The sequence below is a fragment of the Microbacterium sp. 69-10 genome (assembly GCF_001897945.1).
GTDB lineage: Bacteria > Actinomycetota > Actinomycetes > Actinomycetales > Microbacteriaceae > Microbacterium.
Genome location: NZ_MKRT01000031.1, coordinates 48287 through 60060 on the forward strand (window position 1 = coordinate 48287; position 11774 = coordinate 60060).

Genomic DNA, 11774 nt, shown 5'->3' on the forward strand with positions numbered 1-11774 from the left:
TGATCCGACGATCCTTCCTGCCACCGGCATCCGTCTTCCACGTCGTTCTCGACGTGACGTGACTCGTCGGCATCCGCGCACCCGCACACTTCCGGGAGTCGCTCATGTCAACACCGACCACTTTCGCCTCCGCCGCCGTCACGCTCGACCGGCTCAGGTTCGCCTGGGCGGACGGGTCCGTCGCGCTCGACGCCGTGTCGGGCTCGTTCGGGTCCGGTCGCACCGGGCTCGTCGGGCGCAACGGCGCCGGGAAGTCCACGCTGCTGCGACTGATCGCCAGTGACCTCGTCCCCACCTCGGGGCAGATCATCCGCACGGCCGAGGTCGCCTACCTGCCGCAGCGTCTCACGCTCGACACGGAACGGCGCGTCGCCGAGCTGCTCGGTATCGCCGCACAGCTCGACGCCGTGCGTGCGATCACCGCCGGCGACGTCGACCCGGCGCATTTCGATGCGGTGGGCGACGACTGGGACATCGAGGCGAGAGCCGAGGTGTCCCTCGCCGAGGCCGGGCTCGACCCGTCGTTCCTCGATCGCACCGTCGGCGAGCTGTCCGGCGGCGAGTCCGTGCTGGTCGCGATCGCCGGCATCCGGCTGCGTCGCGCGCCGATCACCCTGCTCGACGAGCCGACCAACAACCTCGACCGCGTGGCGCGAGGCCGCCTGGCGGACATGGTCCGCAGTTGGAAGGGCACGCTGATCGTGGTGAGTCACGACATCGCGCTGCTGGAGCTGATGGACGACACCGCCGAGCTCTACGGCAGCAGCCTGAGCGTCTTCGGCGGCCCGTACTCCGAGTGGCGGGCCTGGCTGGACGCCGAGCAGGAGGCCGCCCGGCAGGATGAGCGCGATGCGACGCAGGCGTTCAAGAAGGAGAGGCGGCAGCGCATCGAGGCCGAGACCAAGCTCGCGCACCGGGCGCAGATGGGCCGCAAGGCGTTCGAGGAGAAGCGGGTTCCGAAGATCATCGCGAACGGCCGCAAGATGGCCGCTCAGGTCTCGGCAGGACGACTGCGCACCGAGGTCGCAGGGAAGGAGGAGTCGGCTCGCGCCGCGATGGACGCTGCCGGGCGCCGCGTCCGCGACGACGCATCGATGAAGATCGAGCTGCCGGACCCCGGCATCTCGAACTCGCGGCGCATCGCCACGCTCGGCGACGGGACGCGGTCGTGGGTGGTGCAGGGTCCTGAGAGGGTGGCGCTGATCGGACGCAACGGGGTCGGGAAGACGACGCTGCTGCGGCGGCTGGTGGCTTCGGCTGCAGACGCTGCGGATGCCGGACACAACTCCGGAGAACTGGGCGATTCAGGGCCGGAATCCGCCGTTCCGGAGGCTCTGCAGCAGATTCTCCGGAGTTGTGAAACCCACACCGACCGGATCGGCTACCTGTCCCAGCGCGTGGACGGACTCGACGAGTCGGCGTCCGTGGTGGAGAACATCGCGTCGGCGGCGCCGCATGTGCCGGACAAGGAGCTGCGCAACCGGCTCGCCCGGTTCCTGATCCGCGGCGCGACGATGGACCGCCCGGTCGGCGCCCTGTCGGGCGGCGAGAGGTTCCGGGGGGCGCTGGCGAAGCTGCTGCTCGCCGATCCCCCGCCGCACCTCGTGGTGCTCGACGAGCCGACCAACAACCTCGACCTGGACACGGTCGATCAGCTGGTCCAGGCGCTGCGCGCCTACCGCGGAGCGGTGCTCGTCGTCAGCCACGACGACGTGTTCCTGCAGCGGCTCGAGCTCGATCTGACGCTGGAGCTGGATGCCGAGGGCGAGCTCGCCCAGGTCAGCTGAGACTCGCATGACGAGGGCGGCCCGGATGATTCCGAGCCGCCCTCGTTCGTACTGCCTACTTCTCGATGGCGGGCGGATCGCCGAGCGTCGCCGGGTCGCCGATCGGGAACCAGCCGATCTGCGTCTCGCCGTCCGACTTGTACACCTTGATGTAACCCTCGCCTTCGAAGGCGAACTGCTCGGTCATCCTGGTGTATCCGATCTCGCCGTTGGTGGCCTGCGCAGCGACGAGGTCGGGGACCCCGTTGTCGTTGGGCACACCGTAGGTCTCACCCTTCGCGTTCACACCCCAGGGCTTGGTGGTCGACGAGGCGTAGCGCGCGACGACGGTCCACTGCGTCCCGGGGTCAGCGGTGATGGTGATGCTCGTGCTTCCAGCTGCGGGGAGGAGGCCATCGTTGATCCGAACCGACTTGTTCTCCCGGATCGGATCGGAGCAGTTCCAGGTCACAGCCGCAGCTGTCGTTCCCGCTCCCGGTTTCGTCGGCACCTCGATATCCCCGCCCTCGGTGCAGGTGATGTCGAGGATCACCCGGTCAGCATCGGCCGGCGCCTGACCGAGATCGACCGCAGCCGTGCCGGTGTACGTGCCGCTCACGGTCTCGCCGAACGGGGTGACCGTCGTCTCGCCCGGCAGTCCATTGAGGATGGCAGCGCCGGTGAGAGCCCCGGCGAGTGCGAGCGATCCGCCCGCGACCGCAGCCACGCGGGTCGTGCGCTGCCGACGACGCAACCGACTGCGACGCGTGCCGATGGCCGTCAGTTCGCGTTCGACGCCCGCCGCGAAGACGGGATCCAGTGTGCTGTTCATGCGCGTTCTCCTTCCGAGAGGAACCAGGTGAGGTGCGGCGGATTCGACCCGAGATCCTGCTGCAGCCGACGCCGAGCGCGCATGAGGCGCGTTCGCGCGGCGCCCGCCTTCAGGCCGACCAGCGGGGCTGCGTCCGCGATGGTGAGCCCGTCCAGTGCCGTCAGCGTGAGCAGCGCGGCATCCTTCGGATCCAGCGTCGAGAGTGCCTCTCTCAGTCGGATGCCGAGGATCTGCGTCTCCATGGAGACCATCGCCTCATGCTCGGCGTCGCCAGTCTCCGACCGAGGGATGGCCGCCAGCAGACGTCGATATCGGATGCCTCCCCGACGCTGATTCCGCGCCGTATTGGCGACCGTCACCAGCAGCCAGGGCAACACCGTGCCGTCGACCAGCACGACCGACTTCCGCTTCCGCCAGAGTTCGAAGAAGGCGACCGCCGTGGCATCCTCCGCATCCTGCCTCCGATCGACCAGTGCCGACGCCCGCCGGAACACCGCGTCACGGTGACGCCGGAAGAGTTCGGCGAAGGCCTCACCGCTGTCGGCACGGGCGCGATCCCAGATTCCGGCCTCGTCGTTCTTCTCGCTCATACCCCGTCATGTCCGGCAGGCGCGGAAGTGTCACGCCGCCCGGCTGGAGCGCATGGCCCTGGTGTGCGCCAGCCCCGGGTCCGACGCCAGTCGCGCGTACTCCTCGGAATCGCGCGGGATCAGGGCCACACGCCCCTCGGCATCGTGGTGCGTGCCCCAGCCGTAGCGCTTGCCCAGCGGCGACGAGCGCAGGCAGGCCTGGCCCTTGGAGAAGAACTCCTCCCGGGCCGCCTCGTCGTGCGGGTCGATGCCCTTGCGCAGCGCGTGCGTCTCGAACAGCACGTCATCGGACGTGCGCGTGTACGGCTCCTCGATGAGCAGTCGATAGTGCAGCGCGGCGATGGAGAGGTTCTCGGCGATCGGAGGCTCCTCGCCGTGCTCGGCACGGCAGTCCTCCGAGACCTCGATGAACGTGTTCGTGTAGTTCGTCGTGTGCGCCATGCGGCCAGCATCCCCCACCCCGGCGACATTGTCGAGGATCAGCCCAGCGACCCGCGTCCGCAGCCGGAGTAGGATTGAATCCTACTGAAGTGAGGTAAAGGATCATGCGCACGACGAGACAGCTCAGCATCACTCTTCCGAACAGCATGGCCGACGCGCTGCGGGAGCGAGTCGCATCCGGCGAATACGCGAGCGAGAGCGAGGTCGTGCGTGATGGTCTCCGTGCTCTATTCGCTCGCGAAGCAGCCATCGATCTGTGGCTGAGGGACGAAGTCGCCGTCTCGTACGACGCCCTGCGCGCCGATCCGTCCAGTGCAATCAGCTCTGCAGCGATGCGCGCGCACCTTCGGGAGGTCCACCAAGCGAGGTCCGCGGTCGAGCGCCCATGACCCGCGATGTCTTCTACTCGCCGGAGGCTCGAAGACAACTGACGGAGCTGTATCTGTGGATCGCCGATCAATCGGGCTATCCGGATCGCGCCGAGACATACGTCACCCGCATCTTCGACTTCTGCGATGCTCTCTCACTGAATCCGCATGTGGGAATCAGCCGCGAGGATCTGCGCCCGGGCTTGCGCACCGTCGGCTTCCGTCGGCGCGTGATCATCGCATTCGCCGTGCATCAGACATCCATCGAGATTCACGGAGTGTTCTACGGCGGGCGGGATCATGAGTCCTTCCTCAGCGGCTGATCCGTGACATGGCCGAAGTGTCGGCGGCCTGGCCCATGATGGAGGGATGAGCGATGTGCTCGACCGCTTCACGCCCGCGACCCAGGACTGGTTCCGCGGGGCGTTCGACGCGCCGACGAGCGCTCAGGCGGGCGCCTGGGAGGCGATCTCCGCAGGACGCAACGCCCTCGTCGTCGCCCCGACCGGGTCGGGCAAGACGCTGTCCGCGTTCCTGTGGGCGATCGACAGTGTGTTCCGGGAACGGGCCCTTCGGCAGGCTCAGGGACCCATTGATGATTCGCCCGACGGCACGCCGCGCACGCGCATCCTCTACATCTCCCCGCTGAAGGCGCTGGGCGTCGACGTCGAGCGCAATCTCCGCTCGCCGCTGATCGGCATCGGTCAGTCCGCCAGGCGGCTGGGCCTTCCTGTGCCAGAGGTCACCGTCGGGGTGCGTTCCGGCGACACCACGTCCAGCGACCGGCGCAAGCTGGTCAGCGCGCCGCCCGACATCCTGATCACGACGCCCGAATCGCTGTACCTGATGCTCACCAGCCGCGCCGGCGAGACGCTGCGCGGCGTGCACACGGTGATCATCGACGAGGTGCACGCGGTGGCCGCCACCAAGCGCGGCGCGCATCTCGCGGTGAGTCTGGAGCGGCTGGATGCCCTGCGCGCAGCGCGTGGCGCGGAATCGCCGGCGCAGCGCATCGGGCTGTCGGCCACCGTCCGTCCGATCGACGAGGTCGCCCGCTTCCTCGGCGGCTCCGCGCCCGTCGACATCGTGGCGCCGCGCGCCGTGAAGACCTTCGAGCTCGGCGTGGTGGTGCCGATCGAGGACATGCGCAACCCGCCCCCGCCGCCCGGCGCCGCGACCGCGAACGACGAGCCCGCCGACGGTTTCATGGCAGGCTCCGCGCAGGCCGAGGTGACCGGCTCCGTCTGGCCGCACGTCGAGGAGGCGATCGTCGACAAGGTGCTCGAGAACCGGTCGACCATCGTGTTCGCGAACTCCCGCCGGCTGGCGGAGCGGCTCACCGGACGGCTCAACGAGATCTACTCGGAGCGGATCGGCGTCGCGCTTCCCGAGAACAATGCCCCGCCGGCAGCCATGATGGCGCAGGCCGGATCGACCGCGGGCGCCGATCCTGTGCTCGCGAAGGCCCATCACGGCTCGGTGTCCAAGGAGCAGCGCGCGATCGTCGAGGAGGAGCTGAAGTCCGGCGTCCTCCGCTGCGTCGTCGCGACGAGCAGCCTCGAGCTCGGCATCGACATGGGCGCGGTCGATCTGGTGATCCAGGTGGAGGCACCGCCGTCCGCGGCATCCGGGCTGCAGCGCGTCGGCCGCGCCGGCCACCAGGTCGGCGAGATCAGCCGGGCATCCCTCTTCCCCAAGCACCGCGGCGACGTGCTGCACACCGCGATCGTCACCGAGCGGATGCTGAAGGGGCAGATCGAGGCGATCGCCGTGCCGCGCAACCCGCTCGACATCCTCGCCCAGCAGACGGTCGCGGCCTGCGCGCTCGACCCGATCTCCGTCGAGGAGTGGTTCGAGACGGTACGGCGCAGCGCGCCGTTCCAGACGCTCCCCCGCTCCGCCTACGAGGCCACCCTCGACCTGCTCGCCGGCAAGTACCCGTCAGACGAGTTCGCCGAACTGCGCCCGCGGGTGGTGTGGGATCGGGATGCCGGAACGCTGACCGGCCGCCCCGGTGCGCAGCGCATCGCCGTGACCAGCGGCGGGACGATCCCCGACCGCGGACTCTTCGGGGTCTTCGTCGCGGGCGAGAGCACGGGCGCCAGGGTCGGCGAGCTCGACGAGGAGATGGTCTACGAGTCGCGCGTCGGCGACGTGTTCACACTCGGCACGACCAGCTGGCGGATCGCCGAGATCACCCACGACCGGGTCAACGTCATCCCCGCGTACGGCCAGCCCGGCAAGGTGCCGTTCTGGCACGGCGACGGCATCGGCCGCCCCTTCGAGCTGGGCGAGGCACTCGGCCGCTTCTCCCGCGAGGTCTCCACGGCCGAGCCCTCGAAGGCGCAGCAGCGCCTGGTCGACGCGGGTCTGGACGAGATGGCGCGGGCCAACCTGATCGGCTACCTGACCGAGCAGCGCGAGGCCACCGGCACCCTGCCCACCGACCGCACCCTCACTGTCGAACGCGGTCACGACGAGGTCGGCGACTGGCGGATCATCCTGCATTCCCCGTACGGCATGAAGGTGCACGCGCCGTGGGCGCTGGCCATCAACGCCCGCGTGCGGGAGCGGCTCGGGGTGGAGGGATCGGCGGTCGCGAGCGACGACGGCATCATCGTGCGCATTCCGGATGCCGATGCCGAACCGCCCGGCGCGGACCTCTTCGTGTTCGACGCCGACGAGCTGGAGCAGATCGTCACCGCCGAGGTCGGCGGGTCGGCGCTGTTCGCCTCGCGCTTCCGCGAGTGCGCCGCCCGCGCGCTGCTGATGCCGCGGATGAACCCGAACAAGCGCACGCCGCTGTGGCAGCAGCGTCAGCGATCGGCGCAGCTGCTGGAGGTCGCCAGACGCCACCCCACCTTCCCGGTGATCCTGGAGACCCTGCGCGAGGTGCTGCAGGATGTCTACGACCTGCCGTCGCTGCGCCGGCTCATCACCGACATCTCCGAGCGGCGCATCCGCCTGGTCGAGACCGAGCCCGCACAACCCTCGCCGTACGCGCGCGATCTGCTCTTCGGCTACGTCGGCGCGTTCATGTACGAGGGCGATTCGCCGCTGGCCGAGCGCCGCGCCGCCGCACTGTCGGTCGACCCCGCGCTGCTGGGCGAACTGCTCGGCACGGTCGAGATGCGCGAGCTTCTCGACCCCGACGTGATCGCGCAGTTCGAGCTGGAGGCGCAGCGCCTCGATCCGCAGCGCCGCGCGCGAGGACTGGAGGGCGTCGCCGATCTGCTGCGGATGCTGGGCCCCATGGACGCCGAGGAGGTCGCGGCGCGGCTGGAGCCCTCCGCCGGGGGGAAGCCCTCCGCCGAGGGGGGTGAAGGATCCGCGTCGCCCGAGCAGGCATCCGCTCTCCTCGCCGAGCTCGTCACGGCCCGTCGCGCCGTCCCGGTCACGATCGCCGGCCATTCCCGCTTCGCCGTGATCGAGGATGCCGGGCGCCTGCGCGACGCGCTCGGCGCGGCCCTGCCGACGGGCATACCGGTCGCGTTCCTGGAGCCCGTCGCCGACCCGCTCGGCGATCTCGTGTCACGGCACGCCCGCACTCACGGCCCGTTCACGACGGATGCCGTCGCCGCGCGCTTCGGGATCGGAGCCGCGGTCGCGCGGCACACCCTGCAGCGGCTGGAGTCGGCGGGACGGCTGACCAGCGGCTTCTTCCTGCCCGCCGTCGACGCCGATCCGAGCGGGGCCAAGGAGTGGTGCGACGCCGAGGTGCTGCGCCGGCTGCGGATGCGCTCTCTCGCGGCGATCCGCGGCAGCGTCGAGCCGGTCAGCCCGCAGGCCTATGCGCGGTTCCTCCCGGACTGGCAGCACCTGACTCGTCCGCTGGAGGGCATCGACGGCGTGCTCAGCGTGATCGAGCAGTTCGCGGGCGTGCCGATCCCCGCCAGCGCGTGGGAGTCGCTCGTGCTGCCGAGCCGGGTGCGCGACTACGCACCGGCGCTCCTCGACGAGCTCACCGCGGCGGGCGAGGTCGTGTGGGCCGGTCACGGGTCGCTCCCGGGCCGCGACGGCTGGGTCTCACTGCATCCCGCCGACCTCGCGCCGTTCACGCTGCCGGTGCCCGAGGAGTCACCCGGTGCGGGGTCTCTGGAGGAGAAGGTGCTCGACGTGCTGCGCCTCAGCGGAGCGTCGTTCGCGGGCGCGCTGCGCGCGATGACGGATGCCGAGAACGAGCAGTCCGTGCTCGACGCCCTCTGGACGCTGACGTGGCAGGGTCACGTCACGAACGACACGTTCTCGCCTGTGCGGGCGCTGATCGCCGGCGGCTCGCAGGCGCACAAGACCGCACGGCGCGCCCCGCGCACCCGCACATACCGGGGCATCTCGCTGGCGCGGCCCGGGGCTCGTCCTTCTTCGGCCGGGTTCGGCGGACGCTGGGCGGTGCTGCCGGAGACCGACCCGGATGCCGCACGCCGCGCGACCGTGACGGCCGGGCTGCTGCTCGACCGGTACGGCGTCGTCACCCGAGGGTCCGTGCAGGCCGAGGGCGTGCCGGGCGGCTTCGCCCAGGCGTACCGGGTGCTGGCCGGTTTCGAGGAGGCGGGTCACTGCCGCCGCGGCTACGTGATCGAGAAGCTGGGGGCCGCGCAGTTCGCGGCATCCACCACGGTCGACCGCCTCCGCACGTTCTCGGGACTGGCCGATCCGCCGCCACGGCAGGCCGTCACGCTCGCCGCGACCGACCCGGCGAACCCGTACGGCGCAGCCCTCGCGTGGCCGCGGCTCGACGAGGTCTCCCACCGCCCGGGCCGCAAGGCCGGCGGGCTCGTGGTCCTCGTCGACGGCGCACTCGTGCTGTACCTGGAGCGCGGCGGCCGCACCGTGCTCGCGTTCGACGACGATCCCGAGGTGCTGCGCGCCGCGGCATCCGATCTCGTCGCGACCTCCCGCGCCCGGCGCCTCGAGACACTCACGGTCGAGAAGATCAATGGCGCCGGCGTCTACGGCACGCCCTTCGCGCTCGCCCTGCAGGAGGCCGGCTTCGTCGCGACCCCGCGCGGCTACGCCCTCCGCAAGGCGGTCTGAACGGGCCGTGCTAACCTGCTCCGCATGACGGCGCGTCAGCACACCTATCTCCCGGCTCTGGTCAGAGCCGGCGATCAGTAGCGCCCGACAAGGCCAGAGCCCCAGGCAAGGACGACCGTCCTTGCCTTTCGTGTATCCACGGGAGGCTCTGCCCCGTCACCCTCTCGTGCACCCATCGAGAGGACCATCATGACCCGCGCAGACGACATCCTGCGTCCCATGCTCCGCACCATCGACGCGATCGTCGACGAGCAGGCGCTGCGCGCCAAGCTCGAGAGCGGCCGGCAGCTGCGCATCAAGTACGGCGTCGACCTCACCGCTCCCGACCTGCATCTGGGTCACGCGGTGAACCTCTGGCTCATGCGGCACCTGCAGGACCACGGGCATCGCGTGGTCTTCCTGCTGGGCGACCTCACCACCCGCGTCGGCGACCCGACAGGCAAGAGCGAGACCCGACCGGTGCTCACCGCTGAGCAGATCGAGCAGAACGCGCAGGCCTTCCTCGATCAGGTCTCGATCGTGCTCGACACCTCATCGGACGTGTTCGAGGTGCGCCGGAACTCGGAGTGGTTCGACCGGATGCCGGTCGCCGAGCTGTTGAGTCTGTTCAGCATGACCACCCACGCGCAGCTGATGGCACGCGACATGTTCCGCGAGCGCGTCGCCCAGGGGCGTGAGATCGCGCTGCACGAGCTGACCTACCCCGTGCTGCAGGGCTACGACAGCTTCGCCATGCAGAGCGATCTGACGATCGTCGGGTCCGATCAGCTGTTCAACGAGATGATGGGCCGCCAGTTCCAGCAGCGGCTCGGCGCCAGCCCGCAGTCGCTGATCACCACTGTCATCACCCCCGGCCTGGACGGCGGACCCAAGCAGTCGAAGTCGCTCGGCAACTACATCGCGCTCACCGACAGCGCCACCGACAAGTTCGGCAAGGCGATGAGCCTGCCCGACGAGCTGGTCGGCGTCTGGGCGAGCGCGTACACGACCCTGTCCGACGAGGTCGTGTCCGCGCTGGCCGACGATGCGGCCCGCGACGGCCGGGCGGCCCGCGATGCCAAGCTGACCCTCGCGGCGGCGGTCGTCGAGCGGTACCACGGAGCGGATGCCGCCGACCGCGAGCGCACGGCGTTCCTCGACGTCTTCGCCCACGGGGCGGTGCCCGAGGAGCTCGAGCCGGTGCGCGTCGAGCATCCGGCCTCGACCGCGCTCGCCCTGCTCGAGCAGGTCCGACCGGATCTGAGCAGGTCGGCGCTGCGGCGCCTGATCTCCCAGGACGCCGTGCGGATCGACGGCGTCCCCGTCACCGACCCGGAGCAGGAGGTGCTCGTCTCGAGCGGGTCCGTCGTCCGCACCGGCAGGCGCTCCTGGGCCCGGATCGCGCTGACGTAGCCCGTCGCCGCCGAGCCACCATCGAACTGCCGAGCCACCACGCAGACGCGCGTCGTCCTCCTGGTGGCCCGTCGATTGCGTGGTGGCTCGGCGACAGGTCGGCGGGGCGGGCGGGTCGGCGGAGTGACATAGTGTGGCGACCATGATCAGCGAGTTCCTCACCGGCATCCGGTTCCTGGGGCGCGGTTTCGGCTACTGGAAGCGGATGCCGGGGCTGATGGCCCTCGGCCTGGTTCCCGGACTGATCGCTCTGGTGGTGCTCGCAGCCGCGCTCATCCCGCTGTGGCTCTCGCTCGGCACGATCACCGGCTGGATCACCCCGTTCGCGGATTCCTGGGACGCCGGCTGGGCGATCGCGCTGCGCTTCGCGATCGGAGCGGTGATCACCATCGGCTCCCTCGTGCTGGCCAGCGTGGTCTTCACCGCACTCGCACTGCTGATCGGCGATCCGTTCTATCAGCACATCTGGCGCGCGGTCGAGAACGATGTCGGAGGCGATGTCCCCGAGGGCGACGGCGGGCTGCGCGTGGCCTTCGGCGAGAGCATCCGCCTGGTGCTGCTCGGCATCCTGGTGGCCCTGCTCGCGCTGATCCTCGGATTCATCCCAGTGGTGGGCGCCGCCGTCGCCGCGGTCGTCAGCGTCCTGCTGACCGGCCGCCTGCTCGCCCGCGAGCTGACCGGACGCGCGCTGAACGCCCGCGACCTGCCGAGCTTCCAGCGCTCGCAGCTGTTCGCCACCCGCCGCTCCCGGCTGCTCGGCTTCGGGGTGGCGACGCAGCTCTGCTTCATGATTCCGCTCGGTGCCGTGTTCATCATGCCGACGGCCGTCGCCGGTGCCACGCTGCTGGCCCGCGAACTGCTCGCACAGGCTCCGGAAGCGGGGGCTCCCCGTGCCTGAGGGCGACACGGTCTTCCAGGCGGCGCGCCGCCTCGACGACGCCCTGCACGGCCAGCAGGTGACGCGCTTCGATCTGCGCGTCCCCCGTGCTGCCCTCGTCGACCTGACCGGCAGCACCGTGCACGAGGTCGTGCCGCGCGGCAAGCACATCCTGATGCGGATCGGCGAGTACACGCTTCATTCCCATCTGCGCATGGACGGCACGTGGCGCATCTACCGCACCGGCGAGAAGTGGCGGCATCCGGCCTTCAAGGTCCGCGCGATCGTCGGCACGGCGGCCCGAGAGGCGGTCGGTGTCGACATCGCCGAGGTGAAGGTCGTCGCCACCCGCGACGAGGACGAGCTGGTCGGGCATCTGGGGCCCGATCCGCTGTCGGACGCCTGGGACGCCGAGGAGGCGATCCGCCGGCTGAGCGCGGACGACCGCAGCATCCACGTCGCCCTGCTCGACCA

9 protein-coding genes and 1 pseudogene are annotated in these 11774 nt (G+C 70.3%); 7 read left to right on the plus strand and 3 right to left on the minus strand.

The genetic code is table 11. From position 1 onward, the window contains the following. Nucleotides 1–104 precede the first annotated feature (104 nt). The gene (locus BGN97_RS17260; protein ID WP_292704317.1) at nucleotides 105–1787 is read left to right on the plus strand and encodes an ATP-binding cassette domain-containing protein; all 1683 of its coding nucleotides are present in this window, start codon (nucleotides 105–107) and stop codon (nucleotides 1785–1787) included. Between the two features lie 55 nt (nucleotides 1788–1842). On the opposite strand, the gene BGN97_RS17265 is transcribed toward BGN97_RS17260, so the two are convergent. Genes BGN97_RS17265 through BGN97_RS17275 form a run of 3 tightly spaced genes read right to left on the minus strand, consistent with a single transcriptional unit; the run spans nucleotide 1843 to nucleotide 3629 of the window. After that, nucleotides 1843–2598: a hypothetical protein gene (locus BGN97_RS17265; RefSeq protein ID WP_292704320.1), complete on the minus strand. Its 756-nt coding sequence runs from the start codon at nucleotides 2596–2598 to the stop codon at nucleotides 1843–1845. Beyond that, nucleotides 2595–3188, minus strand: coding sequence for an RNA polymerase sigma factor (locus tag BGN97_RS17270; RefSeq protein WP_292704323.1), 594 nt, complete (start codon nucleotides 3186–3188; stop codon nucleotides 2595–2597). The genes BGN97_RS17265 and BGN97_RS17270 overlap by 4 nt, the downstream gene beginning before the upstream one ends. A gap of 30 nt (nucleotides 3189–3218) precedes the next feature. Beyond that, complete coding sequence (locus BGN97_RS17275) at nucleotides 3219–3629, minus strand: DUF6157 family protein (protein ID WP_292704326.1); 411 nt, start codon at nucleotides 3627–3629, stop codon at nucleotides 3219–3221. 104 nt (nucleotides 3630–3733) lie between these two features. On the opposite strand from BGN97_RS17275, the gene BGN97_RS17280 reads away from it, so the two are divergent. From BGN97_RS17280 to BGN97_RS17305, 6 genes and pseudogenes are all read left to right on the plus strand, one after another. After that, nucleotides 3734–4018 (plus strand): type II toxin-antitoxin system ParD family antitoxin, encoded by a 285-nt coding sequence (locus BGN97_RS17280; RefSeq protein ID WP_292704329.1) that lies wholly within the window; start codon nucleotides 3734–3736, stop codon nucleotides 4016–4018. Then, entirely contained in the window at nucleotides 4015–4320 is a 306-nt protein-coding gene (locus BGN97_RS17285; protein WP_292704332.1) for a type II toxin-antitoxin system RelE/ParE family toxin, read from the plus strand. The genes BGN97_RS17280 and BGN97_RS17285 overlap by 4 nt, the downstream gene beginning before the upstream one ends. A 46-nt stretch (nucleotides 4321–4366) precedes the next feature. After that, nucleotides 4367–9031, plus strand: a complete 4665-nt coding sequence (locus tag BGN97_RS17290; RefSeq protein WP_292704335.1) for an ATP-dependent helicase — start codon at nucleotides 4367–4369, stop codon at nucleotides 9029–9031. Nucleotides 9032–9220: 189 nt separating this feature from the next. Beyond that, the gene (gene tyrS / locus BGN97_RS17295) at nucleotides 9221–10423 is read left to right on the plus strand and encodes a tyrosine--tRNA ligase (protein WP_292704338.1); all 1203 of its coding nucleotides are present in this window, start codon (nucleotides 9221–9223) and stop codon (nucleotides 10421–10423) included. Nucleotides 10424–10565: 142 nt separating this feature from the next. Continuing rightward, a complete protein-coding gene (locus BGN97_RS17300; protein WP_292704341.1) occupies nucleotides 10566–11321 on the plus strand; it encodes an EI24 domain-containing protein in 756 nt (251 codons plus the stop codon). Next, nucleotides 11314–11774: pseudogene (locus BGN97_RS17305) on the plus strand (DNA-formamidopyrimidine glycosylase family protein); the annotation flags it as partial. The gene BGN97_RS17300 and the pseudogene BGN97_RS17305, both read left to right, overlap by 8 nt.